The 24,120-nt window shown below is 68.4% G+C and carries 23 protein-coding genes and 1 pseudogene; 10 read left to right on the forward strand and 14 right to left on the reverse strand.

Annotated features, from left to right (window positions below):
* Nucleotides 1-3 precede the first annotated feature (3 nt).
* Nucleotides 4-1,269 (reverse strand): aspartate kinase, encoded by a 1,266-nt coding sequence (locus tag ACFV4K_RS09370; RefSeq protein ID WP_357275449.1) that lies wholly within the window; start codon nt 1,267-1,269, stop codon nt 4-6.
* A gap of 112 nt (nt 1,270-1,381) precedes the next feature.
* On the reverse strand, nt 1,382-1,966 hold the full coding sequence (locus tag ACFV4K_RS09375) for a dihydrofolate reductase family protein (protein ID WP_379273443.1): 585 nt from the start codon (nt 1,964-1,966) through the stop codon (nt 1,382-1,384).
* A 72-nt stretch (nt 1,967-2,038) separates the two neighbouring features.
* Between ACFV4K_RS09375 and ACFV4K_RS09380 the strand changes: the two genes are divergently transcribed.
* The 3 genes from ACFV4K_RS09380 (at nt 2,039) to ACFV4K_RS09390 (ending at nt 4,696) form a co-directional block, all read left to right on the forward strand.
* A complete protein-coding gene (locus ACFV4K_RS09380; protein WP_379273445.1) occupies nt 2,039-2,617 on the forward strand; it encodes a TetR/AcrR family transcriptional regulator in 579 nt (192 codons plus the stop codon).
* A gap of 193 nt (nt 2,618-2,810) precedes the next feature.
* Nucleotides 2,811-3,404, forward strand: a complete 594-nt coding sequence (locus ACFV4K_RS09385; RefSeq protein ID WP_379273447.1) for an SRPBCC family protein — start codon at nt 2,811-2,813, stop codon at nt 3,402-3,404.
* 83 nt (nt 3,405-3,487) lie between these two features.
* On the forward strand, nt 3,488-4,696 hold the full coding sequence (locus ACFV4K_RS09390) for a low temperature requirement protein A (RefSeq protein WP_379273449.1): 1,209 nt from the start codon (nt 3,488-3,490) through the stop codon (nt 4,694-4,696).
* 4 nt (nt 4,697-4,700) lie between these two features.
* Here ACFV4K_RS09390 and ACFV4K_RS09395 read toward each other — a convergent pair whose 3' ends face one another.
* From ACFV4K_RS09395 to ACFV4K_RS09425, 7 genes are all read right to left on the reverse strand, one after another.
* Nucleotides 4,701-5,501 (reverse strand): ion transporter, encoded by an 801-nt coding sequence (locus ACFV4K_RS09395; RefSeq protein ID WP_379273450.1) that lies wholly within the window; start codon nt 5,499-5,501, stop codon nt 4,701-4,703.
* A 183-nt stretch (nt 5,502-5,684) separates the two neighbouring features.
* On the reverse strand, nt 5,685-7,298 hold the full coding sequence (locus ACFV4K_RS09400) for a GMC oxidoreductase (protein ID WP_379273485.1): 1,614 nt from the start codon (nt 7,296-7,298) through the stop codon (nt 5,685-5,687).
* Between the two features lie 173 nt (nt 7,299-7,471).
* On the reverse strand, nt 7,472-8,185 hold the full coding sequence (locus ACFV4K_RS09405) for a glutamine amidotransferase (RefSeq protein ID WP_357275433.1): 714 nt from the start codon (nt 8,183-8,185) through the stop codon (nt 7,472-7,474).
* Nucleotides 8,186-8,255: 70 nt separating this feature from the next.
* Nucleotides 8,256-9,488 (reverse strand): MurT ligase domain-containing protein, encoded by a 1,233-nt coding sequence (locus ACFV4K_RS09410; protein ID WP_379273487.1) that lies wholly within the window; start codon nt 9,486-9,488, stop codon nt 8,256-8,258.
* Nucleotides 9,489-9,671: 183 nt separating this feature from the next.
* Complete coding sequence (locus ACFV4K_RS09415) at nt 9,672-10,295, reverse strand: pyridoxamine 5'-phosphate oxidase family protein (protein ID WP_379273452.1); 624 nt, start codon at nt 10,293-10,295, stop codon at nt 9,672-9,674.
* Between the two features lie 66 nt (nt 10,296-10,361).
* On the reverse strand, nt 10,362-12,128 hold the full coding sequence (locus ACFV4K_RS09420) for an FAD-dependent oxidoreductase (RefSeq protein WP_379273454.1): 1,767 nt from the start codon (nt 12,126-12,128) through the stop codon (nt 10,362-10,364).
* Between the two features lie 126 nt (nt 12,129-12,254).
* A complete protein-coding gene (locus ACFV4K_RS09425) occupies nt 12,255-13,232 on the reverse strand; it encodes an EamA family transporter (protein WP_379273456.1) in 978 nt (325 codons plus the stop codon).
* A gap of 114 nt (nt 13,233-13,346) precedes the next feature.
* On the opposite strand from ACFV4K_RS09425, the gene ACFV4K_RS09430 reads away from it, so the two are divergent.
* Nucleotides 13,347-14,240, forward strand: coding sequence for a LysR family transcriptional regulator (locus ACFV4K_RS09430; protein WP_379273489.1), 894 nt, complete (start codon nt 13,347-13,349; stop codon nt 14,238-14,240).
* A 72-nt stretch (nt 14,241-14,312) separates the two neighbouring features.
* Nucleotides 14,313-15,302, forward strand: coding sequence for an LLM class F420-dependent oxidoreductase (locus ACFV4K_RS09435; protein WP_379273458.1), 990 nt, complete (start codon nt 14,313-14,315; stop codon nt 15,300-15,302).
* 82 nt (nt 15,303-15,384) lie between these two features.
* Here the strand turns inward: ACFV4K_RS09435 and ACFV4K_RS09440 are convergent, their stop codons facing one another.
* From ACFV4K_RS09440 to ACFV4K_RS09450, 3 genes are all read right to left on the reverse strand, one after another.
* Nucleotides 15,385-17,169 carry a MinD/ParA family protein gene (locus ACFV4K_RS09440; protein WP_379273460.1) on the reverse strand — a complete coding sequence of 595 codons (1,785 nt, stop codon included), beginning with the start codon at nt 17,167-17,169 and terminating at the stop codon, nt 15,385-15,387.
* Nucleotides 17,170-17,419: 250 nt separating this feature from the next.
* Nucleotides 17,420-19,222, reverse strand: a complete 1,803-nt coding sequence (gene leuA, locus ACFV4K_RS09445) for a 2-isopropylmalate synthase (RefSeq protein WP_379273462.1) — start codon at nt 19,220-19,222, stop codon at nt 17,420-17,422.
* 199 nt (nt 19,223-19,421) lie between these two features.
* Nucleotides 19,422-19,592, reverse strand: coding sequence for a hypothetical protein (locus ACFV4K_RS09450; protein ID WP_379273464.1), 171 nt, complete (start codon nt 19,590-19,592; stop codon nt 19,422-19,424).
* A gap of 106 nt (nt 19,593-19,698) precedes the next feature.
* Here ACFV4K_RS09450 and ACFV4K_RS09455 point away from each other — a divergent pair, with 106 nt between their 5' ends.
* A complete protein-coding gene (locus tag ACFV4K_RS09455; protein WP_357275413.1) occupies nt 19,699-19,905 on the forward strand; it encodes a hypothetical protein in 207 nt (68 codons plus the stop codon).
* Nucleotides 19,906-19,921: 16 nt separating this feature from the next.
* Nucleotides 19,922-20,563 (forward strand): hypothetical protein, encoded by a 642-nt coding sequence (locus ACFV4K_RS09460; protein ID WP_379273465.1) that lies wholly within the window; start codon nt 19,922-19,924, stop codon nt 20,561-20,563.
* Nucleotides 20,564-20,931: 368 nt separating this feature from the next.
* On the opposite strand, the gene recR is transcribed toward ACFV4K_RS09460, so the two are convergent.
* Both recR and ACFV4K_RS09470 read right to left on the reverse strand, forming a co-directional pair.
* A complete protein-coding gene (recR, locus tag ACFV4K_RS09465) occupies nt 20,932-21,540 on the reverse strand; it encodes a recombination mediator RecR (RefSeq protein ID WP_357087859.1) in 609 nt (202 codons plus the stop codon).
* 14 nt (nt 21,541-21,554) lie between these two features.
* The gene (locus ACFV4K_RS09470; RefSeq protein WP_379273467.1) at nt 21,555-21,884 is read right to left on the reverse strand and encodes a YbaB/EbfC family nucleoid-associated protein; all 330 of its coding nucleotides are present in this window, start codon (nt 21,882-21,884) and stop codon (nt 21,555-21,557) included.
* Between the two features lie 101 nt (nt 21,885-21,985).
* Between ACFV4K_RS09470 and ACFV4K_RS09475 the strand changes: the two genes are divergently transcribed.
* From ACFV4K_RS09475 to ACFV4K_RS09485, 3 genes and pseudogenes are all read left to right on the forward strand, one after another.
* Nucleotides 21,986-22,795: a MerR family transcriptional regulator gene (locus tag ACFV4K_RS09475; RefSeq protein ID WP_379273469.1), complete on the forward strand. Its 810-nt coding sequence runs from the start codon at nt 21,986-21,988 to the stop codon at nt 22,793-22,795.
* 14 nt (nt 22,796-22,809) lie between these two features.
* Nucleotides 22,810-23,157: a VOC family protein gene (locus ACFV4K_RS09480; protein ID WP_379273471.1), complete on the forward strand. Its 348-nt coding sequence runs from the start codon at nt 22,810-22,812 to the stop codon at nt 23,155-23,157.
* 58 nt (nt 23,158-23,215) lie between these two features.
* A pseudogene (locus tag ACFV4K_RS09485) lies at nt 23,216-24,116 on the forward strand (IS5 family transposase).
* The last annotated feature ends 4 nt before the right edge of the window (nt 24,117-24,120 follow it).

Genomic DNA, 24,120 nt, shown 5'->3' on the forward strand with positions numbered 1-24,120 from the left:
GCTCTACCGTCCCGTTCCGCCGTGCACCACGGCGACCTCGTCGCCGCCCAGATCGAACGCCGAGTGCAGCACCTTCACGGCCTCGTCCAGGTCGGTGTCCTTGACCAGCACCGAGATCCGGATCTCCGAGGTGGAGATCAGGTCGATATTGATGCCCGCGTCCGCGAGCGACTCGCAGAAGGTGGCGGTCACGCCCGGATGTGACTTCATGCCCGCGCCGACCAGCGACACCTTGCCGATGTGGTCGTCGTACACGACCTGGGAGAAGCCGATCTCGCCCTGCCGCTTGGTGAGCAGCTCGACGGCGCGCGGGCCCTCCAGCTTGGGCAGGGTGAAGGTGATGTCGGTCTTACCCGTCTCCACCTTGGAGATGTTCTGCAGCACCATGTCGATATTGATCTCGGCATCGGCGACCGCGCGGAACACCTTGGCGGCGTAGCCCGGCTCGTCCGGAATGCCGACCACGGTCACCTTGGCCTCGCTGCGGTCGTGCGCGACGCCCGTGAGGATTGCTTGCTCCAAGGGGATGTCCTCCATCGATCCGGTAATCATGGTGCCCGTCTTGTCCGTGTACGAGGACCGCACATGGACGGGCACGTTGTAGCGGCGCGCGTACTCGACGCAACGCAGCATCAGAACTTTCGAGCCGCAGGCCGCCATCTCCAGCATCTCCTCATAGGAGACGGAGTCCAGCTTCTGGGCGTCGGTGACGATGCGCGGGTCGGCGGAGAAGACGCCGTCCACATCGGTGTAGATCTCGCACACATCGGCATTGAGCGCGGCGGCCAGCGCGACCGCGGTGGTGTCGGAACCACCGCGACCCAGCGTGGTCACGTCCTTGCTGTCCTGGGACACGCCCTGGAAACCCGCAACCAGCACGATGGTGCCCTCGCCGAGCGCCTGCTGCACCCGGCCCGGGGCCACATCGATGATCTTGGCGTTGCCGTGCGTGCCGGTGGTGATGACACCGGCCTGCGAGCCGGTGAAGGACCGGGCCTCGGCGCCGAGCGAGTGGATGGCCATGGCCACCAACGCGTTGGAGATGCGCTCACCGGACGTGAGGAGCATGTCCATCTCGCGGGCCGGCGCGGCGGGCGCGACCTGCTGGGCCAGATCCAGGAGTTCGTCGGTGGTGTCGCCCATGGCCGAGCACACCACGACCACATCGTGGCCCAGCTTCTTGGTCTCGACGATCCGCTCGGCGACCCTCCGGATGCGCTCGGCGGTGGCGACCGAGGATCCTCCGTATTTCTGGACGACGAGAGCCACGGCGGAAATCCTCCAAGATCGACAAACTGCTGCTACCGAGCCCCAAGACTACCGGCCGAGGTGCACGAGATTTCGCCCCACCTCTCGTCGGCCGAGTTCAGCCATCCGGTAGCTATTCCGGACGCATCCGGTCCAGCCAGGTGACCTGCGTGCCATTGCCGAATTCCCGGCGCTCGGTGACGGCGAACCGGGTGGGATGGAACCCGCCGGCGAAGAGCGGGATGCCCGCACCGGCGATCACCGGGTAACTCTTGAGGATGAGCCGGTCGACCTCATCGATCAGTTGTCCGGCCAGGTGCGCGCCACCGCAGAGCCAGATGTCGAGCCCCTCCTCCTTCTTCAATCGGCGCACCAGCTCCACCGGATCGCCCGCGACCACTTCCACCTGCGGGTTGTCGACCGGCGCGAGGGTCGTGGAGAAGACGTACTGCTTCATGTGGTCGTAGGGGCTGGCGATGCCCGCGGCCAGCGCGGGCTCATAGGTGGCCCGACCCATGAGGACCGTGTCCCACTCCCGGTTCGAGGTATCGGCCGGCAGGCCCACGTGTTCGCGGATGTGGGTCGGGACGACCTCCGGGATCCGCTCGGTGAACCAGGCCGACAGGTCGTCACCGACCGGATAGAAGTCGACCTCGTTATCCGGACCTGCGATGAAGCCGTCGAGGGTGACCGCCACGTAGTAGACGAGGTTTCGCATGGTTTACCGCCTCATTCGTAGTACTGTGTCCGTAGTGGTTACGAACATAGTACTACGGATGGAGTGGTGTCAATGGTTCGGACGAATCCGGAACGACGCAATGCCCTGATCGACGCGGCCATCGAGGTCCTGGCCCGCGACGGCGCCCGCGGACTGACCTTCCGCGCGGTCGACAAGGCGGCCGGCGTACCAGCGGGAACGGCCTCGAACTACTTCCCGAACCGGGACGAACTCTTCGTGCAGGCGGGGCACCGCTTCTACGAACGGCTGCAACCCAGCGCCGAGACGATGAATCACCTCGCGACCGGCCCGCGCACCCGCCAGACCATCGCCGAGCTGATGACCGAGACCGTCGCCCGGATCACGGGTTTCCGGACCGGCTACCTCGCCCTGCTGGAATTGCGCTTGGAAGCCACCCGCCGCCCGGAGTTGCAGACGATCCTCACCGAGCGGGTGCGCGCCGACATCGAGTTCAATGTCCGCAACCATCTGGACTCCGGGCTGCCGGGCGATGCCGACTCCGTATTGCTGCTGTACCTGGCCTTGAACTGGCTGATCGTCGAAAGGCTCACGCTGCCCGAGATCTTCGATGACGCGGAGGCCGCGCGGCTGATCGAGGCGGCGGTGGAACGCGCCATTCCGACCGTGTGACCGCCGTCACTTCGCACCGCCCGAATACCGGCTTTGCCCAAGATTTCCGGTTTATCTACAGCCCTGGCGGATTTCCACGCGGAGCTGGGACATTGCGGCCAATCAGACCGACCAGTCGGTCAAAAGTGGTGGGATGCGCAGTTGACTCTGGCAGCGACCCTGGTCACAATCGGTCCCCGAGTGGAGGGTAGATATGCGCACGAAAACTGACCACCGGTTCGTGATCGACCTCGATCCCGATCAGGTGATGGACGCGTTGCTCATGGTCGAGCAGATGCCCGACTGGTCGCCCTCGCACCAGGACGTCCGGGTCGCCAGCCGCGACCGGTTCGGCCGACCGAAGCGGGTCTACGTCTCGGCCAATCTGATGGGCCGGCCGGACCGGCAGGTCGTCGAGTTCAGCTGCACCGAGACCCGCGTCGAATGGCGGGTCACCGAGTCCAGCGCCGGCGCCGGCGGCACCAGCTGGTTCGACCTCGCCGAAATCGAGGACGGCGCAACCGAAGTCTGGTACCACTCCGAGCTCTACCTGCCGATCCCGGTGCCCGGCATGGTCCTCAAGCGCAGCGCGCGCCGCGAGGGCGAGGCGTTGATCAGCAACTTCATCGCCTTCGTCGAATCCGTCACCGGCCTGCAGGGCCTCGGCGAGGTCGAGGCCGCTCCGGCCGAGGCCGCCGAACCCGCGCCCTACGCCGAGGGTTACGAGCAGGGCGGCTACGCCCAGCCCGGCTACCCGCAGCGTCTGGACTACGGCCGCGGGTTCGAGCCCGGCTTCGGCACCGCGTAACCTCGGCTCACCCCGTAACGCCGAGGGCGAACACTCGCCGCCGGCACTGCCGTTCGACCGCGCGAACCGGCAGTATGTCTGCCATGCCCGGTTCGGTTCGCACCCGCATGACCCCGGTCGCCGAGGACGCCTCGGTGACCCAGCTGGAACTGTTCTTCGACCTGGTGATCGTCTTCGCGTTCACCATGGTCACCGACTTCGCCGCGCACGACACCTCCGGTGTCACGCTGCTGCGCGCCCTGCTGATGCTGACCATGCTCTGGTGGGCCTGGATCGGCTACTCCTGGCTCGGCAATGTGATCAAGGCCGACGAGGGCATCGCCCGGGTGGCCATGTTCGTGGCCATGGGCGCGGTGTTCATCATCGCGCTCACCATTCCCGAGGCCTTCCACGATCTGCCCGGCGGCTGGTACGGGCCGCTGGTCTTCGTGATCGGCTACCTGGTCGTGCGGGTCGTCCATCTGACCGTGTTCTGGATGGCCAGCACCCACGACGCCCAATTGCGGCGGCAGGTGATCCGCTGGGCCGCAGGATCACTCAGCGTGGCCAGCGTGCTGCTGGTCATGGGCGCGCTCACCTCCGGCACCGCCCAGCTCGGTTTGTGGCTGGCCGCCCTGGTGTGGGAGATGGGCTGGACGTTCTTCGCGGGCAACGAATGGCGGCTCTACTCGGCCTCGCACTTCGCCGAGCGGTACGGGCTGATCGTCATCATCGCGCTGGGCGAGTCCATCGTGTCCATCGGCGTCGGCGTGGCCGGACTGCCGATCTCGTGGTCCATCACGGTCGGCTCGATGCTGGGGCTCGGCGTGGCCGGGCTGCTGTGGTGGGCCTACTTCGACGTGGCCGCGCTGGTGGTGGAGCGCGCCATGCACCAGGCCGGCGGTGAGCGCCGCATCCAGATCGCCCGCAACTGCTACACCTTCTGGCACTTCCCGATGATCGCCGGAATCGTGTCCATGGCACTGGGTTTGAAGAAGGTGCTCAACTACGTGGGTGGCGCGCAAGGGCATTCGCTCAGCGACCAGCTGCACGGGATCCCGCTGTTCGCACTGTACGGCGGTGTGGCGGCCTATCTGCTGGCGCTGGTCGGGTTCCGGCACTACGCGACCGGCACGGTGCTGGTGCCGCGACTGGTGGCCGCCGTGGTCCTGGTGGCGCTGATCCCGCTCGCCTCGGCGCTGCCCGCGCTGGCGGCGCTGGGCATCCTGTGCGCGGTGCTGCTGGCGCTGATCGTGTTCGAGGTGGTGCGCTACGCCCAGCCGCGCGATCTCATCCGGCACGGGACGTACTGAGCGGTCATACCGGCGAGCCGGGGACCGGCGCGAGCCGGTGGTTGATCGCCTCCGGCACCCGGGTGCCCGCGTGCACGGCGTCGCGGAGCTGATTGATGTTCTCCCGCAGCGCGTCCGCGACCAGTTCGTCGGTGCGCGGATCGGCCAGCACCTGGAAGATGACCCGGAAGCTGGCGTCCGCGATGCCGCGGATCATCTCCTCGTGGAACGGGATGTAGCGCACCTTCCCCAGCTGCGGATCGCTCCGGATCACCTCGACGATCATCTGATCGATCTCGGAGCGGTTCTCCTCCAGCGCATTCGCGATATTGCGGGTGTAGTGCCCGGCACGCATCACCTCGCCGACCTCGTCGAGCACCCGGATCGTGAGCGGCCGTTCGATGGCCTCGACGATGGCCCCGATCGAGCGGTTCACCACCGCCGCGGTGATCCGGTCGCCGAAGGCGCGGTCGGCCACCCGGCCCAGCCGCACCACGATCACCACGATCCGCAGCAGCCGGAACCCGCGGAAGAACGGACTGGTCACCGGAATCATGCCGAGGACCTCGTACCAGTAGATGAACGGGAACGTCCAGCTCCAGCCCTCGCGCCGCCAGCGCCACAGGAATTCGGCGGCGAACACCGCGCAGATGCTGTAGTCGGCGATCCGGATCATCCGGTAGGTGTGGTCGGATACCGGGAAGAAGGTGATCCAGGCGACCAGCACGACGGACACCACCGCGAGGGCGAGCATGAGGAAATCGCTCCACAGGGCCGGGGGCTTGTGCGGAAACTCATCGGCCTCCGCTGCGCCGAGCTCGGTCACAACGTCCCCTTCCTCCTCGAACGGTCGCCGCCAGCGTAGTCGGCGCAAACCCTCGGTGAGGCGGTGTTCCGCACAGCAGATTTCCCGCCGACCGGTCTTTCCCTATCGCAGCATTCCGCGTCGCAAGTTTGTCCACAGCCCCCTTGGGGAACTGTGGACAACAGCGAAATGCCTTCCGCCCGGCTACTTTCCGGCGCGGATGATCGCCTCGATATTGCGTTCGGCGATGGCGGTGATGGTGAGCGACGGGTTCACCGTGGCGGTGCTGCCCGGGATGGCCGCGCCGTCCATGACGTACAGGCCGGGGTGGCCGACGACCCGCCCGTAGCCGTCGGTCGCGCGACCGAGCACCGCGCCGCCCAGCGGGTGCGCGGTGAAGAAGCCCTGGGCGTCGAATCCGATGGCGGTGTAGTCCACCATCGCGCCGCTGGCCTGTCCCACCTTGTGATCCACCGCGCGGCACGCGTCCACGATCCGATCCTGCGCCGCGCGCGGCCAGGCCAGTCCGACGGCATTGCGGCCGCTGTCGTAGCCGAAGCGGGCGCGGGTCGGGTCCAGCACGATGCCCAGCGAGGCGATGGCGCCGGTGTCCATGGGAATGCCCGGCACGTACCAGTTCTCGAGGTGCAGCGGCATGCCCGCGTCGTCGAAGATGCGGCTGGCGCTGGGGACGCCGCCGCCGTTCATGGACGGGTAGCTGAAGCTGCGGGCCAGCACCACGTCGCCGTTGGTGCCCCAGCCGTCGCCGACGTGCTCGTTGAGGTTGCGCAGGGCGCCGGTGACCTGGGCCCGCACCAGCAGTTCGGAAGTGCCGACCGAGCCCGCGCCCAGGAACAGCTTGTCGCAGGTGAGGGTGCGGGTGCGCAGCACCTGACCGGTCGGGGCCAGCTTGCTCACGGTGACAACGTATTTGCCGTTGGCGTCCTGGCCGATGGTGTCGACCCGGTGGCCCGGGAAGATGCCGGTGCGGCCGGTGCCCTCGGCGTAGCGCAGGTAGTTCTGGTTGAGGTCGAACTTCGCGCCGTTGGAGTTGCCGAGATTGCTGCGCGCCGCGGTGGCCGAGGCGCGGCTGTTGCCCGCCAGCTCGGCGCGCACCACGTCCCAGTTGAAGATCGAGTCGTTGGCCTCCGGCGTGTACCCCGCGGCCCGGACCTGCTGGTCCCACACCCGCGAGTGCGCGAACGGCGCGGAGTCGTAGACGTCCTGCGGCATCGGGGACAGCCGCAGCATCTGCCGAACCCGGGGGTAGTACACCGAGTCCAGTTCGCCGAAGTCCACCACGCCGCCGAAAACGTGGTCGAACAGGTGCTTCGGCGGCGCGACCATGGCGCCGGTGAACACGATCGAGCCGCCGCCCACCGCGGAGGCGCGCCACACGTCGATGCCGGGATACTCGGTGACGTCCAGGACGCCGCCGAAGGACGCGCACGGCACCGGCACCTTGGTGATCCCGGTGAAGCTGGTGCGATGCCAGAAGCCGCGACCGTCGGGCAGTTCGTCGCCGGTGAAGATCTCCCGCCACGGGTCGTTGGGCCAGCGGGAACCGCGTTCCAGCACGGTGTTCTGGATACCGGCCTCGGCCAGTCGCAGCGCGGTCACCGCGGCGCCGAAACCGGAGCCGATGACGATGGCCTCGGTGTGCTCGGGCGGATCCGGCAGTGGCGCAAAGATTTCCGGGACCCACGCCTCGAACAGTGCGTTCCACAACGGATTGGCCGACGCGGACCCGGCGCCGCGCGTAGCGGCACCCGTTCCGACGCCCGCCAGCAGAGCCGCCAATCCGGCAGCCTTCAACATGGTGCGCCTACGCAACCGGTCACCTCCCTCATCACGCGTGACCGCGCGCGAGATTACCGGCCGGTCGCCATCGCCTCAATACCTTCGTGGGAGATCACTAACCGGACATTCGAGACGGCTGTGCCGCGGCACAAGCCCCCGATCCCGTGGGCGACGCCGAAATCAGCCCGCCATCAGGCCCGGAGGCGTTCCCGGCGGAGCTGATCGACCTCCGGAAGCTCCAGCGGCGGAAGCGAATCCACGCCCAGCGCACGGCCGAGCAGATAGTCGGCGAGCTCGGGATTGCGGGCCAGGGCGGGGCCGTGCATGTAGGTGCCGAGCACCGAACCCTGGATGACGCCCTCGAGCCCGTCCCCGACCCCGTTGCCGACGCCCTTGGTGACCCGGGCCAGCGGTTTGGCGTCGCCACCGAGTTTGGTTCCGCCGCGATGGTTCTCGAAGCCGGTGAGCGGCTGGGACAGGCCGGGCACCAGCGGCTGGGTCGCGACCTCGCCGATGGCCCGCTTGTCCTGGGGCGCGGTGGTGACGTCGAACAGGCCCACGCCGTCGACGCGTTCACCCGACGACGTCTCGTACCAGTGGCCCAGCACCTGGATGGCCGCGCAGATGGCCAGCACCGGCGCACCCCGTCCAGCGGCCTCCTGGAGGCCCGGATAGCGCTGCAGATGGCGGGTGGCCAGCCGCTGGGCCGAGTCCTCCGCGCCGCCGAGGGTGTAGAGGTCCAGGGAGTTGGGAACCGGCTCGGTGAGCGGGATCTCGACGATCTCGGCGTCGTAGCCGCGCATGCGCAGCCGCTGGCGCAGCACCACGGCATTGCCGCCGTCGCCGTAGGTGCCCATCACGTCCGGGAGCACGAGGCCGATGCGGACGGTCGATTCTCGTGTCATGCTCTATCCTCTCGCGCCTTCGCGGGGCCCTCCATGGTTACACTGCGCAGCCGCCTCCGGGCCTGACCGCTCATGCGCGGGCGCCCGTCTTCTCTTCGAGGTCGCGGTTCAGGTCGCGGAACGCGGTGTAGTTGGCCAGCACCTCGACCCGGCCCGGCGGGCAGGAGGCGATGGCTCGCAAGGGATCCGCCACCGTGATGTGCTCGACGCCGGCGTAGGTGAGGCGCACCGCGAGGTCGGTGGCGCGCTCGCCGGCGGCCACCACCTGGGTGCCCTCGAAGTGCTCGAAGCGCACGTCCCACAGCCAGGACAGGTCCTCGCCGTCGGGCACCTGACCGTTGACCGCGATCACCAGACCCGTTGCGGCCGGGTCGATCATGGACAGGGCTTCCTGCCAGCCCGCCGGGTTCTTGGCCAGCAGCATGCGGGTGCTGCGGCCGTCCACGTCGACGCTGCGGTAGCGGCCCGCGATCTCCTTCACGGTGCCGGTGGCCGCGGCGGCCACGGCCGGATCCGCGCCCAGCGCGACCGCGGCGGCCACCGCCTGGGCGGCATTGCCGCGGTTGGCGCGGCCCGGAAGGGCAAGGGAGAGCGGCAGTTCCAGGCCGTCAGGGCCGTGCAGGCCCGCCTCGTCGACCCGCCACTGCGGCTCCGGGCGCTGGAAGTCCGCGCCCGTGCTGTACCAGTGCTCGCCCTCCCACACGATGGGCTCGCCGCTGCGCGGGCAGCTGGTGGCGTCCACGGCCCAGCCGCTGCCGGCCGAGACCCACACCACGTTCGGGTGGTCGTAGGCGATGGAGGTGACCAGGACGTCGTCGCAGTTGGCGACCAGGACGGCCGCGGGATGCCGGGCCATGCCCTCGCGCAGGCGACGCTCGATCATATTGATCTCGCCGACCCGGTCGAGCTGGTCGCGAGACAGGTTCAGGAGCACCACCACCGACGGGTTCAGCGCGTCGGCGACGTGCGGCAGGTGCAGTTCGTCGACCTCGATGGCCGCCAGCGGCGCGGTGCGGTGCGCGGTGAGCGCGGCCACGATCCCGGCGTCCATGTTCGCGCCGTCGGCCTGGGTGGCGACCCGGCCCAGCGACTGCAGCGCCGCGGTGGTCATGCGGGTGGTGGTGGACTTGCCGTTGGTGCCGGTCACCAGGACCGTGCGCTTGCCGCGGCCGAGCTGCGTCATGAGCGAGGGATCGATCTTCAGCGCGATCAAACCGCCGATCATCGAGCCGTTGCCCCGCCCGGCCCGCCGCGAGGCCCACGACGCCGCCGTCGCCGCCCGCAGCGCCAGCTGTCCGCGCATCGAGATGTCTGCCACGACCGCGAGTTTATGGGGAACGAGGAACCAGCGTGCACGCGGTGCTGTGTCCCATTTGCCCTCCGCTCCGCTCCGGGCTGGTTCGCGGCCCCCGAAGTCTCGTTCTTCCCTCCCTCCGCTCCCCCGCTTCGCTCGGTCCAGAACGAGACGGGCCGCGAACATGCCTGCTCAGCCGTTGTAGAGCATCTTTCGGTAGCTGTCGGCGCTGTAGTACTCCTCGAGCTGTTCGACGGTCTCGGGTGTGGCCGGCTGCACATCCTTGACCAGACGTGCGGTGCCCGGCAGCGTGTCGGCCGCCCAGCTCTCCGGCTGCCAGAGCGCGCTGCGCATGAACGCCTTGGCGCAGTGGAAGAAGATCTGCTCGATCGCGATCTCGATGGCGAGGATCGGGCGATGGCCCTTGACGATCATGTCGTCGAAATACGGTGCGTCCCGGAGCAATCGGGCGCGGCCGTTGATCCGCAGGGTGTCGTTGCGGCCCGGAATCATGAAGAGCACGCCCACATGCGGATTGCTCAGGATATTGAGGTAGCCGTCGGCGCGGCGGTTGCCGGGCCGCTCCGGGATCGCGATGGTCTTGTCGTCGAGCACCCGCACAAATCCGACCGGATCGCCCTTCGGCGAGGCATCACAGGTGCCGTCCGCGGCGCTGGTGGCCAGCACCACGAACGGCGAGCGCGCGATCCACTCCCGATCCCGCTCGTGCAGGGTGTAGCGGTCCTTGTCCCGCGGCCGCGGAGCGACCTCCCCCAGTAGTTCACGCAGTTCGACCGGGTCCGTGATCTCGCTCATGTCCCCGATTCAACGCGCACGGGATGCCCTCACACCAGCTCTTTTCCGCCGGTGTGAGGAATTCCCTCAGGCGTCGAACAGATTCGGCTGACCGGCGGCGTACCGCTGGACATCCAGCTGCCGGAACGGCTCCAGCTCGGGGGCGCGGTAGAGCGTGAACAGCCTGCAGCGCGGCGCGTCCGAACCGGTCACGTCGAGCAGCTTGTTGACCGCCGCGCGGGCCGATTCCGAAGCACCCTCCATGGTGGCGAGGTCCACGTTGGTGCGTACGTAATCGCCCGCCAGATACAGGTTCTGGAGGCTGTCGGAGTGCGAATCGGGGCGCAGCGCCAGCGAACCCGCGGTATTGATCAGCAGCGGGTCGGCATTGGTGTTGCGCTGCTGCGCGGCGTCCCACGTGATGCCGGTGTCGAGGAACCAGGAGTGCAGGTCGTCCTTGCGCAGTAGCTCGCCGCGGTCGTTGAGGTGTGCGTCGAGCTGGGCCCAGGCTTCGCGCGCGATCTCCTCGTGCGTGCACTCCTTGGCCGGCTTGCCGTAGAGGATGCCCGGGGTGTTCCAGTCGGAGATGTCGACCGAGAGGCAGTCCCGCACGGTGCCGTCACCGAGTCCGGTGACCGGCGTGCGATTCCAGAACTGGCCCTGCGCGATCGAGGTGAGCGACCACGGCGAATCCACGTAGGCGACGTGGCCGCGCGCGATATCGGTGCGGCGGCGCAGGAAGAACTGGATGCCGCTCATCCAGTCCACCGTGAGCTGGCTCATGCCCGCCAATTCCGGTCGCAGCGACAGGATCTCGGGCGTCCACAGGGTGCGGGCCACCTCGACGGGCAGCGCGCTCACGAAATGGTCGGCCTCGATTGTCTGGGCCGCTCCCGACGAATCCACCATCCGCGCACCGGAAATGCGCGCCCCGTCCAGTTCCAGTCCACGGATCTCGGCGTTGACGAAGGTGACGCCGAGATCGCGCAGCCGGTTGACCCAGGGGTCGATCCAGGCCTCGTTGGTGGAGCCGTTCAGCAGCCGGTCGAGCGGGCCGTCATTGCCGGTCTCGAGCGGGTTGCCCAGGAACTGCTCGCCCATATTGCCGATGGTGCGGGTGCTGGCCTTGTCGTCCTTGGCGGCCACCAGCAGGGTGGTGAGCGTTCTGGACAACAGCATGCGGAATTCGCTGGAGCGCTTGCCCGCACCGACGTAGTCCCGCCACGCCACGCTGTCCCACTGGCCATTGCGGCGCGCGTCGCAACTGGTGTTGAAGACCAGCAGGCGATTGGCGAAATAGAGGGCGTCGGCCGTGCCCATATTGGTGGAGGTGGTGATCGCGGACCCGACTGTTTCGCGGAAGTTGTCGGGGGTGGACCACGGTTTCCCGGCCTTGCCCATCGGAATGATGGTGTCGTCGGTGCCCTTGCGCGAGAAGCGCGCCTCCGACGCCGCGACCAGGTTGTCCCATACGCCATTGACATTGCCCGCGAACGGGATTCGCCGCATGGTGTCTGGAATGTGACGGTAGAAGCCGGGGAAGAAACGGAATCCGTGCTCACCCCACAGTTCCGGTTTCCCGTCCTTGCCGCTGCCCGGGACGGGAATGCTGCGCGCCTTGCCGCCCAGCGCCCGCCGCTCGTACAGGGTCACCTCGAAACCGCGTTCGGCCAGTTCGTGCGCCGCGGTCAGACCCGCGACACCACCGCCCAGCACGGCTACCCGACGTCCGGCGGCCGCGTGGGCGGTGCCGGGACGGGCGGCTCCCGCCGCCACCGCTCCCGCCATCGCCCCGGCCGCCATTGCTCCACGCAGCACTGATCGCCGCGTGACGGACAAACGCTGTCCTGCCATACCCGTTACCTCCCACGCCTGGTCAGCATCCTATGGAGCTGTCGCAGACAGATGGTCGGTTGGGGTGGAAATTTTCATCCCGAAGGTCCGGAATTCGGTCGAACAACAACAAACCGGACTGCTCAGCTAGGCCTCGACGAGCGCGGGGTCCTGAATTTGGCGGCGTGTCGGCTGGGCGTGTCGAATTTGCCCGGGCGTGGCGGCCTCCGCCTCGACCGCCGGGACCCGGCGGCCCGCCGAGGTCGCGGTGAACGCGCCCGCGATCACGATCACCGCCCCGACCAGCGACAATGCCGAGGGTGACTCGTGCAGGAAGGCCCACGAGGCGGCGATCCCCACCACCGGCACGGCCAGCGACAGCGGGGCCACCGTGCTCGCCGGATAGCGGCTCATCAGATAGGTCCACAGGCCCGAACCCGCGATGGTGCCCAGCGCCACGATGTAGGCCAGGGCCGCGAAGGCGGGCCACCCGGTCGCCGCGAACGACGCGATCAGGTCGTTCCAGCCGGTGCTCGGCCCCTCGGTGAGCGCGGACAGCGCGAACAGGGGGATCGGCGGCACCACGGCCATCCACAGCGTGAGGTGCAGCGGATTCACGTCCGCTGACGAGGCCGCGGCCAGCCGGGACCCGATATTGCCGAAGGCCCAGCCCAATCCGCCCAGCAGCGTCAGCAGCAGGGGCACCAGGGCCGCGTGATGCGCCCGATCCCAGCCGATCACCGCCATGCCCGCCATGGCCACCGCGATCCCCGCCAACTGGACCCCACGCAGCCGTTCCCGCAGGAATACCGCGCCCAGCAGCACCGTGAACGGCGCGGACGACTGCAGCACCAGCGAGGACAGCCCGGTCGGCATCCCCGTCCGCAGGGCGGTGAACAGGAAGGCGAACTGCAGGATCCCGAACCCGATCCCGTAGAGCAGCAACCACTTCCACGCCACCCGGGGCCGGGGCACGAACAGCAGCACCGGAATCGCGATGACGGCGAACCGCAGTCCCGCGAAGAAGAACGGCGGGAAGTGCTCCAGCCCGACGTGGATGGCGAGGAAGTTCAGGCCCCACAGCACCACGACGGCGAGTCCGAGCAGACGATCGCGATTGGTCATGCCGAGAATATTGCTGGCGCTAATAAGTAAGGACAATCGAATAATTCTGCACTCACGATGTAGTAGAACTTAATTGTGCCGAGCCCTGAACCGCCCCGCGCCGACGGGCCGCTGATGTCGCTCGAACGGCTGCGGGTGCTGCGGGAACTGGCCGATCGCGGAACAGTCGCCGCGGTCGCCGAAGCGCTGTCCATGACGCCTTCCGCGGTCTCGCAGCAACTGAAGGTGCTGGCCCGCGAGGCCGGGGTGGCGCTGCTCGAGCCGGACGGCCGGCGGGTGCGGCTCACCGACGCCGGGCGGGCGCTGGTGATGCGCGCGGACGAGGTGCTCGCGGCCATGGAACGCGCGGTCACCGAGATGGCCGAGTACCGGGGATCGCCGCGCGGACGGGTCCGGGTGGCGCTCTTCCCGTCCGGGGCCGCGCTGCTGCTGCCGCACGTGCTGGCCGAACTGGCGGGCGGCGGCGTCGACGTGGTGGCCAGCGACGAGGACGTGCCGCCCAGCGAGGTGCCGCGCTTGCTGGCCGATTACGACGTGGTGCTGACCCACCGCGACGAGCGCGCGCCGTCGCTCACCGGGCCGCGGGTGGCGTCGCGAGTGCTGATGCGGGAGCCCATCGACGTGGTGGTCGCGCCCGACCACCGGCTGGCCCGGCAGGGTGCGGTGGTGCCCGCGGAACTCGCTGACGAGACCTGGATCAGCGTGCGCACCGGCTTCCCGGTCGACGACGTGCTGCGCTCCATCGCCACCGTGACCGGCGTGCAACCGCGGATCGCCCAGCGGCTCAACGAGTTCAGCGTGATCGAGGCCCTGGTGGCCACCGGGTATGGCGTCGCCCTCATGCCCCGCTACGCGGTCCGCCACCCGCACCTGGTGATGCTGCGCCTGGCCGGGGTGCGCGCCGCCCGCGTCTACGATCTGGCCACCCGCCCGCACGCCGAGAAACGGCCCGCCGTCGCCATGGTGATCGCCGCCTTCCAGGCCGCCGCCCGCCACGCCACCACCTGACCCACGCCGGGCGACCAGGGTGGAATTTCAGCGGTTGACTTGGAGTGCGCTCCAAGTCCTACCGTGGCGCTCATGAGCATTCGACTCGGGTATCAGATGCCGAACTTCAGCTACGGGGTCGCGCCCCGGGACCTCTTCCCGGCGGTGGTGGCGCAGGCGCGCGAGGCCGAGGCGGCGGGCTTCGACGCGGCCTTCGTGATGGACCACTTCTACCAGTTGCCGCTCCTCGGAGCGCCCGAGGAACCGATGCTGGAGGCGTACACCGCGCTGTCCGGTCTCGCGGCCTCGACCGAGCGAATCCAGTTGTCCGCCTTGGTGACCGGCAACACCTACCGCAACCCGGCGCTCACCGCCAAGACCGTCACCACCCTGGACGTGGTGAGCCGGGGGCGGGCCGTGCTCGGCATCGGCGCGGGCTGGTTCGAGCTCGAGCACCAGGCCTACGGCTTCGACTTCGGCACCTTCACCGAGCGCTTCGAGAAGCTCGAGGAGGCCCTCGAGATCATCACGCCGATGCTGCGCGGCGAGCACTCCACCTTCGACGGCAAGTGGTACCGGACGAAGAACGCCATGAACGAGCCGCGGGTACGCGACGACCTGCCGATCCTGCTGGGCGGCGGCGGCGAGAAGAAGACCTTCGGGCTGGCGGCCCGCTTCGCCGACCACCTCAACATCATCTGCAACGCCTCCGAGCTGCCCCGCAAGCTGGACGCCCTGCACGCGCGGCTGGACGAGGCGGGCCGCGACCCGAAGACCCTGGAGACCAGCTTCCTGGCCTTCGTCATCGTCGACGAGGACGGCGACCGCGCCCGTAAGACCCAGGCCGAGATGCTGGCCCGCATCGGCATCACCGACCTGGGCGCGCTGCCCAACGAGGCGCTGCGCAACTCCCCCGCCGACCGCCAATTCGTCGGCACCCCCGACGAAGTGGCCGAGCAGATCCAGTCGCGGGTCCTCGATCACGGCATCGACGGCATCATCGTCAACCTGGTCACCAACGGGCACGAGGCGGGCACGGTCGAACTGGCCGGGCGCGCGCTCTCGCCCCTGGTCCAGGGCTGAATCGCCGCCCGGCGCCGGACAGACGAAACCCCGCGGTGCTGTTGAACAGCGGGGTTTTTCGTTCGTCGGATCCGGCCGGAGCTCAGCCCTGCGGCGGGAACGCGCCCGGCTGGAAGCCACCCTGCGGCGGCATCCCACCCTGCGGCGGGGGCATACCGCCTTGCTGCGGGGGCATTCCGCCCTGCGGAGGCGGGAAACCACCCTGCGGCGGGAAGCCGCCCTGCTGGGGCGGGAAACCTTGCGCGGCAGCCTGATAGCCGAAGTCGTCGGCCACCATGGCGGCCAGCTCCAGCAGCGCCCGGCGGGTGGGCTTGCCGACCAGTTCGAGGTCGATCTCCGCGCCCTCGGCCAGGTGGTCGTCGAACGGGACGACCTGCACGGCCCGGGTGCGGTCCAGGAACAGCTTGCGCAGCTGGTCCAGGTCCACCGTCGAGGAGCCCTTGCGAGAGGCGTTGACCACCACCACGGTTCGCTCCACCAGCTTGTGGTAGCCGTGGTGGTCGAGCCAGTCCAGGGTGGCCGAGGCGCTGCGCGCGCCGTCGATGGCCGGGGAGGTGACCAGTACCAGCGAGCTCGCCATATCCAGCACGCCGGACATGGCCGAGTGCATCAGACCGGTACCGCAGTCGGTCAGGATGATGTTGTAGAACTGCTGCAGGATGCCGATGGCCTTGCGGTAGTCCGCCTCCGAGAACGCCTCCGACACGGCCGGATCCTGTTCGGAGGCCAGCACTTCCAGCCGGCTCGGGGCCTGCGAGGTGTGCGCCCGCACATCGGAGTACCGGCTGATGTGCCCGTCCTCCAGCAGGTTTCGCACCGTGGAGCGGGTCTGTCGCGGCACCCGGTGCGCGAGCGTCCCGAGGTCGGGGTTGGCGTCGATGGCGATCACCCGGTCGCCGCGCAGCGACGCGAAGGTGGAGCCCAGACCGACAGTCGTGGTGGTCTTTCCGACGCCGCCCTTGAGTGACAGGATGGCGATCCGGTAGTCGCCGCGCACCGGCTGGTTCACCCGGTCCACCAGCTGCCGGTACACCACGTCCGCGGCGGACTCGCCCGGATTGATGACACCGCCGGAAGCCTTGTGCACGGCGCGCCGCCAGCCGCTGCCCGGCGCGCGCCGGGCCCGCTTCAAGAGATTGAGGTCATTGACCGAATGTCCGGGCGGCGGCGGCTGCTGACCGTACTGCTGACCGAACGAGCCCGGCTGCGGCGGAATCCCCTGCTGCTGCTGGGCATTCCAGCCCGGCTGGAAACCGACCTGCGGCTGCTGCGGCGGCGCGGCCGGGGGCGGCGACCAGCTGTAGATCGGCCCGCCCGGCTGATCGTTGGAGGGCGCGAACTGCCCCGGCTGTCCGGGGCCGCCGAAATGGCCCGGCTCCACCGGTTCACCCGGCTGCTGCTCGGGAAACACCCGGCGCACCATGCCGTCGCTGCCGATCTCCTGCCGGACCTCACCGTAGGGCGTCTGCTCGCGTACTTCGCCGATCGGCGGAAAACCGCCAGGCACACCGGGATTCGGCGGCGGCGCGAACTGCCCGGCATCCGGCGGCGGAAAGCCGCCCGCGGGTGGGAATCCCGGCGGGCCGTACGGTCCGGGCCCGCCCGGCGGGAACGGATTGTGGCCGTCGGCCGCGAAGGGATTGTGGCCGTCCGGCCCCTGGGGTCCCGGGAACGGTCCGCCATTGCCGGGATACACCACGGTCTGGTCGATCGAATCCGGTACCGGCGGAAAGAATCCGGCCGCCTGCTCCTCGGAATCGGATTCCTTCGACTCGGCGGGCCCACCCGCTTCCACCTCGTCGAGGATGTCTTCGACGTCCTCCGCCACGATCGGCTTCGAGGTCGAATTCTGATCTTTCGTAGTCACGTGTCCCCCATCTGCTCGACAGCTCGAACAGAGAGCTCGGCGCTATTGCGACCCAACGCTAGCATTGTTGACCCGCCCGGACGCGGCGAGGCAATAGCGCCTCCCCGCGACTTCGGCGCACAACTGAGAGCCGCCGACACTCCTGCACGCGTGCCTGCGTTGGGTGCCCACACCATTGTGGACCTACCCGGTGAGTTACCCCGATCGTCACGAAATCAGGCGTTGCGTTCGCGACGATCGGGGCGCCTTGTCATGCCTTACGGGCAGCGCGGTTGACCGCCGAGACCACCGCGCGCAGCGAGGCGGTCGTGATCGAGGTGGCGATGCCGACGCCCCAGGTGACCTGATCGCCGATGGCGCATTCGACGTAGGCCGCGGCCTGGGCGTCGTCGCCGGAGGACATGGCGTGCTCGCTGTAGTCCAGCACCCGCACGTCGTAGTCGATGGTGGCCAGCGCGTCGACGAAGGCGGCCAGCGGGCCGTTGCCCTCACCGGCGATGGCGTGCTCGACACCGTCGACCTTGACCACGGCTTCGATGTGGTCGACGCCGCCGTCGGTCTCGGACGCGGTCACCTTCTGGCGCATGCGCTCCAGCGGCAGGATCGGGGTCAGGTACTCCTCGGAGAAGACGTCCCAGATCTCCTTCGGGGTGACCTCGCCGCCCTCGCCGTCGGTGATCTTCTGCACGACCTGCGAGAACTCGATCTGCAGGCGGCGCGGCAGCACCAGCCCGTGATCGGTCTTCATGATGTAGGCGACGCCGCCCTTGCCGGACTGCGAGTTCACCCGGATCACGGCCTCGTAGGTGCGGCCGACGTCCTTCGGGTCGATGGGCAGGTACGGAACCTCCCACACGATGTCGTCGACGTCCGCGCCCTGCGCGTCGGCGGCGGCCTTCATGGCGTCCAGGCCCTTGTTGATGGCGTCCTGGTGCGAACCGGAGAAGGCGGTGTAGACCAGGTCGCCGCCGTAGGGGTGGCGCTCGGCGACGGGCAGCTGGTTGCAGTATTCGACCGTGCGGCGGATCTCGTCGATGTTCGAGAAATCGATCTGTGGGTCCACGCCGCGGGAGAACATGTTCATGCCCAGCGTGACCAGGCAGACGTTGCCGGTGCGCTCGCCATTGCCGAACAAGCAGCCCTCGATGCGGTCGGCGCCGGCCTGGTAGCCCAATTCGGCGGCGGCCACGGCGGTGCCGCGGTCGTTGTGCGGGTGCAGCGACAGCAGGATGGAGTCGCGGCGGGCCAGGTTGCGGTGCATCCACTCGATGGAGTCGGCGTACACGTTGGGCGTCGCCATCTCCACGGTCGCGGGCAGGTTGATGATCAGCGGCTTCTCGGGGGTCGGCGCGATGATCTCGGAGACCGCGTCGCAGACCTCACGGGCGTAGTCCAGCTCGGTGCCGGTGTAGGACTCGGGGCTGTACTCGTAGCGCCAGTTGGTGTCCGGGTACCGCTTCTCCACCACCAGGCACAGCGCGGCCGCGTCGGTGGCGATCTTCTTGACCGCGTCCCGGTCCGCGCGGAAGACCACGCGGCGCTGCAGGATCGAGGTCGAGTTGTAGAAGTGGACGATCACGTTCGGGGCGCCGGCGCAGGCCTCGAAGGTGCGCTCGATCAGCTCCGGGCGGGACTGGGTCAGCACCTGGATGGTGACGTCGTCCGGCACCGCGCCGTCCTCGATGATCTCGCGGACGAAGTCGAAGTCGGTCTGCGAGGCGGACGGGAAGCCGACCTCGATCTCCTTGTAACCCATGCGCACCAGCAGGTCGAACATGCGACGCTTGCGAGCGGGGCTCATCGGGTCGATCAGGGCCTGGTTACCGTCGCGCAGGTCGACGGCACACCAGCCCGGCGCGCGGTCGATGATCTTGTCCGGCCAGGTGCGGTCGGGCAGCTCGACGGGCTCGACCTCCTCGGCGAACGGCCGGTACCGGAATACCGGCATGGAGGAGTTCTTCTGCTTGTTCCAGGCCGGCTGGTCAGCGGGCGCGGGCTTGGACGGCGCGGTGATGACGCGCGTACCGGAAACGAAAGCATCAGCGGGTGACATGGCGATTTATCTCCGAGGTGTGGCTGGATCCCAGTTATTGGGTAGACCGGCACGGCAGATCCCCGCGGCGGGAGCCGGTCCGAATCAGACCCCGTCGCGGCGGCCGAGGAGAAGTGCCCGCTGCATGATGATCACGAGTTTACAGGGGCACGATGGACGCCTGGAAGTCGGGGAGGCGGGGGCCACATCGTCGAGTGTGTCACTCCCGGGCCTGGGCCGGGCCGACATCAGGAGGGGTAGGGGCCGTGTCGGGGGCGATAGGGGCGGCATCGGGCGGGATGGGGCCGACGTCGACCGAAACGGCGATGGTCGATTCGCGGGCGTCGGACCCGTCCTCTACGAAGAAGTCGAACGGATTGATGGCGTCCATGTCGGCGATGAGCCCGATTATCCGACAGTTCGGACGACACGCGGTGTCCTCCCGCGCTTGTCGGTGGCGAGTGTTATCACCATAGGAACGGCTGAAGGAGGTTGCGGTGCATCCTGCGGGTTGCTCACTGTGCGAATCGGCCCTCGATCACTGTCACGGGACACTGATCGTGCACGCCGCGGGTCCGGTGGAATGCACCGAATCCGAATGCTTCGACACCGACCGGGCCCGGCACCTGTTCGTGGCCGACTGCGGCGACGCGGCGGGCGGCTGCGCCTGCGCGGAGACCGGGCGGCGGACCCGCGCGGGCTAGCCACTAGCCTGACCGGGTGAGCTACGACCTCGTTCTGCTGCCCTCCGGCGTCGCGTCCTCCCCCGCCGAGGTGGACGACCACCTGACCGGGCAGGAGGGCCGCCCGGCCGGTGCGGCGATCACCGAGATCGCGGCCGAGCTGGACAAACGCAATGCGGAGCTGCCCGAGGTCGACAGCTTCCTGGGCACGCCCGCCGCCGACGGCGTGCTGGGTGACGCGCTGTTCGTGTCCACCCAGTACGACGCCATCGGGCACACCCGCTCGCTGCTGTTCGAGCTGGGCACGCCGCGCGGGTACGCGGTGTGGGATCCGCAGCTGTCGTGGCTGGCGGATCCGGCCGGATCGGTGGCCGCCGCGGTCACCCACGGCGGGGCCGGCGAATTTCCTTACCTGACAAAACAACTGGTGGACCTGTGGATTCCGGAGCTGGGTCAGCCCGGTCCCTATGTGATCGCGGAAACCGCCGATCAGTTCTATATCCAGACCTATCGCCACCCGGACGGACATTACGACGTCGAATACCGGGACGGGTCGCCGGACAAGCATTTCGCCGCCACCGCGAACGATCCGCGAATTGTCGCCGACCTGATCTGGGGCTGGGCGACCGGAGATCGTTCGGGATTCGATGCCCTGGACTGGCAGCGCCTAACGTTCTGACCGGAAATAACGGGACGATTTCAATTTCCGGTTCCAACCCCCCACAATGTGCGGCGGGGGCGGGACGGAAAGCTAGCATTTCGCTAATTGCACGCGGTGTTCCAGGTCGACGCATTATCACCGAGGCGAGGAGCGAAAGATGAAGCTACGCCCGTCCCTGAAAACCGGGACCTTGCGTAAGGGCCTGGCAGTTGTGGCGGGTTTGGCGGCCACCTTCGCTATTGCCGTGGCTTTACACGCCAGTGGCGCCGGCGCCGATATACCCCGCAACGTGCAGCACATTCCGTGCCCGCAGCCAGCGGCGCTGCCCGCACCGCCGACCTGGACCTGATCGGCTCTCGGGGGTTCCCCCGAAACCCCCGGACCGGCTATAGCGCGCGACGGCCGGAAAGGGCGCGGCCCAGGGTCAATTCATCGGCGAATTCGAGATCGCCGCCCATGGGCAGACCCGAGGCCAGACGCGTCACGCTCAGGCCCGGGAAGTCGCGCAGCATACGGACCAGATAGGTGGCCGTCGCCTCACCCTCGGTATTCGGGTCGGTGGCGATGATGACCTCCGACACGTCCACCCCGTCATCCTGATTTCCGATGCGGGTCAGCAATTCCCGGATACGCAACTGATCCGGGCCGACGCCCGAGAGCGGATCGAGTGCGCCGCCGAGCACGTGATAGCGGCCCCGGAATTCGCGGGTGCGCTCGATGGCCTGCACATCCTTGGGTTCCTCGACCACGCAGATCATGGTGCGATCGCGGCGCGGATCGGCGCAGATACGGCACAGTTCGCCATCGGAGACGGTGCCGCAGACATTGCAGAACCGCACCCCGTCGCGCACCTTCTGCAGGGCGGATTGCAGCCGGTCGATCTCCGGCGGCTCCACCGACAGCAGATGGAAGGCGATGCGCTGCGCGCTCTTCGGGCCGACACCGGGCAGTTTGCCCAGTTCGTCGATGAGATCCTGAACCGGACCCTCGTACACCTACCCAGCCCCGCTCAGAGTCCGGGCAGCGCGCCGCCGAGACCACCCGCGAGCGGACCCAGCCGCTCGGCGGCCAGGTTCTGCGCGGTGTCCATGGCGTTGTTGAGCGCGCCGATGATCAGGTCCTGCAGCGTCTCCACATCCGAGGGGTCGACCACCTGGGGATCGATGGTCAGCGACAGCACCTCGCCGGTGGCGCGGATCTTGGCGCGCACCAGGCCGCCGCCGGCCTCGCCCTCGACCTCGGACTCCGCGATCTCCTGCTGCGCGGCCATCACCGCCTGCTGCATCTGCTGGGCCTGTGCCATCAACTGCTGGAAATCGAAACCTTCACCGGGCTGCACGGCGCGTCCTTCCTGGGGGATGGTGATCGCACCCCAGCCTAGTCGCCGACACGCGACGGTTCGCTTGACTCTCCCCTCGCTGGAGGGTGTTCGCTGAAAGCATGACGGCAACGGTTCCGATCGGTGAGTTCTCCCGGCTCACCTACCTGACCATCAAGACGCTGCGGTACTACCACGAGATCGAGCTGCTGGAGCCGGTCGCGGTGGACCCCGGCTCGGGCTACCGCTTCTACTCGACCGCCCAGGTCGATCAGGCGCACCTGATCAAGCGGTTGCGCGAACTGAACATGCCGCCGCCGGAGATCAAGGCGGTGATGGCCGCCCCTGATCAGCCGGCCCGGGACGCGGCGATCCGCGCGCATCTCGAGCGGATGGAGGCCGAGCTGGTGCGCACCCGCGACGTGGTGGCCTCGCTCAAGGCGCTGCTGCTGCCGTCGGACCGGATCAGCGTCGAATACCGTTCCATCACAAGCCATCCCGTGATCGCCATGTCCGCCGAGGTGGCGCGCGAGGACTGCGACCAGTGGTGCGACCACAGTTTCGGGACGCTCTACGGCAGCCTGGCCGCGGCCGATCTGGCACCCGCCGGGCCGGGCGGCGCCACCTACGCGCCCGCCTTCTTCGAGCACGACCGCGGCGAGGTGGTCACCTTCGTGCCGATCGACCCTCGGCACCGGGGCCGTTTCGATCCCGGAACCGTCCTGGACCTGCCGGCCCGCCGCTTCGCCATCGCGGTGCACGCGGGCCCGTTCACCGAATTCGACCGGACGTACGGCGCGCTGGGCAGCCACGTGGCCGAACACGACACCGCGCTCGCCGAACCCGTGCGCGAGCTCTACCTGGTGGGTCCCGGCGACGCCGAACCCGCCGACTACCGCACCGAAGTCTGCTGGCCGATCGGCCGGCTCTGAAAAGGAGAGAACACATGGCACTGTCCCTCGGGAACATCACCTTCGACTGCGACAACGCCGCCGAACTGGCGGGGTTCTACGCGCAGCTGTTCGAGCGTCCCGTCGACGACGGCGCGACCGAATTCTTCGCCACCATCGACAACGGGGCCGCCACGCCGACGCTCATGTTCATCAAGGTGCCCGACAAGAACCCGGGCAAGAACGTGGTGCACCTGGACCTGCACTCACCCGACCAGCAGGCCGATATCGCGAAGGCGGTCGCGCTCGGGGCCAAGCATCTCGCCGACTTCGACGAATACGGCGTCAAATGGGCGACGCTGTCCGACCCCGAGGGCAACCTCTTCGACATCGCGAAGGACTAGGTTCTGTCTCCTAATGGGGTGAACAGATCGGCCCCGATCTTGGGGCCGATCGTGCATCATGGCTGCCGTGGCGACCGTGACCGGTGATCGATACCAGGTTCTGACCGACAATCAGTGGGAACTGCTCGAGCTGCTGTTGCCGAAATCCGAAGGCCACGTGGGCCGTAACTTCGCCAACAACCGCCTGATCGTCGAAGGCATGCTGTATCGGTTGCGAACCAGCCTGCCGTGGCGGGACCTGCCCGAACACTTCGGGCCGTGGCAGACGGTGTGGAAACGTCACCGCCGCTACGCCGCCGATGGCACCTGGGATCGGGTGTTGACCGCACTGCTGGCTTTGGCCGACACCACCGGCAACCTGGACTGGGTCGTCTCGGTCGACTCCACGATCGTGCGAGTCCACCAGCACGCCGCCGGCGCCGCCGCCGACTCGGTGGGCGGGCTATGAACCCGGCGACCACGCGATCGGGCGTTCCCGCGGCGGGCTGACCACCAAGATCCACCTGGCCACCGACGGCGCCGGTCACGGTTTGGCGGTGCTGCTCACGCCCGGGCAGACCAACGATTCACCACTGCTGCCGCCCCTGCTGGACGCGGTGGTCGTGCCCCGTTTGGAGGGCGGGCCGCCGCGGCGCAACCCCGAGGTCGTGATCGCCGATCGCGCCTACTCGGCGGCCTCGAACCGAACCCTGCTGCGCCGCAAACGGATCCAGACCGTGATTCCCGAACGGTCCGATCAGGTCGCCAACCGCAAACGCAAAGGCCGCGGCGGTGGCCGGGCACCGAGCTTCGACCCGAAGCTCTACAAGCGTCGCAACGTCATCGAACGGGCCTTCAACAGGGCCAAACACTGGCGGGCAGTGGCCACGCGCTACGACAAGCTCGCGACTACCTACCGTGCCGGATTCGTCCTGGCCCTCATCGTCGAATGGCTCAGATCATTGGGAGACACGACCTAGCGGA

Origin of the sequence: Nocardia sp. NPDC059764, from assembly GCF_042732555.1 — a bacterium.
Classification (GTDB): Bacteria; Actinomycetota; Actinomycetes; order Mycobacteriales; family Mycobacteriaceae; genus Nocardia.

Coding starts and splice junctions, on each gene's coding strand:
- ACFV4K_RS09375 (WP_379273443.1), bottom strand. CDS start 1,966: ATGCGAAACCTCGTCTACTACGTGGCGGTCACCCTCGACGGCTTCATC.
- ACFV4K_RS09380 (WP_379273445.1), top strand. CDS start 2,039: ATGGTTCGGACGAATCCGGAACGACGCAATGCCCTGATCGACGCGGCC.
- ACFV4K_RS09385 (WP_379273447.1), top strand. CDS start 2,811: ATGCGCACGAAAACTGACCACCGGTTCGTGATCGACCTCGATCCCGAT.
- ACFV4K_RS09390 (WP_379273449.1), top strand. CDS start 3,488: ATGCCCGGTTCGGTTCGCACCCGCATGACCCCGGTCGCCGAGGACGCC.
- ACFV4K_RS09400 (WP_379273485.1), bottom strand. CDS start 7,298: ATGTTGAAGGCTGCCGGATTGGCGGCTCTGCTGGCGGGCGTCGGAACG.
- ACFV4K_RS09405 (WP_357275433.1), bottom strand. CDS start 8,185: ATGACACGAGAATCGACCGTCCGCATCGGCCTCGTGCTCCCGGACGTG.
- ACFV4K_RS09410 (WP_379273487.1), bottom strand. CDS start 9,488: ATGCGCGGACAGCTGGCGCTGCGGGCGGCGACGGCGGCGTCGTGGGCC.
- ACFV4K_RS09415 (WP_379273452.1), bottom strand. CDS start 10,295: ATGAGCGAGATCACGGACCCGGTCGAACTGCGTGAACTACTGGGGGAG.
- ACFV4K_RS09420 (WP_379273454.1), bottom strand. CDS start 12,128: ATGGCAGGACAGCGTTTGTCCGTCACGCGGCGATCAGTGCTGCGTGGA.
- ACFV4K_RS09425 (WP_379273456.1), bottom strand. CDS start 13,232: ATGACCAATCGCGATCGTCTGCTCGGACTCGCCGTCGTGGTGCTGTGG.
- ACFV4K_RS09430 (WP_379273489.1), top strand. CDS start 13,347: ATGTCGCTCGAACGGCTGCGGGTGCTGCGGGAACTGGCCGATCGCGGA.
- ACFV4K_RS09435 (WP_379273458.1), top strand. CDS start 14,313: ATGAGCATTCGACTCGGGTATCAGATGCCGAACTTCAGCTACGGGGTC.
- leuA (WP_379273462.1), bottom strand. CDS start 19,222: ATGTCACCCGCTGATGCTTTCGTTTCCGGTACGCGCGTCATCACCGCG.
- ACFV4K_RS09450 (WP_379273464.1), bottom strand. CDS start 19,592: ATGGACGCCATCAATCCGTTCGACTTCTTCGTAGAGGACGGGTCCGAC.
- ACFV4K_RS09475 (WP_379273469.1), top strand. CDS start 21,986: ATGACGGCAACGGTTCCGATCGGTGAGTTCTCCCGGCTCACCTACCTG.
- ACFV4K_RS09480 (WP_379273471.1), top strand. CDS start 22,810: ATGGCACTGTCCCTCGGGAACATCACCTTCGACTGCGACAACGCCGCC.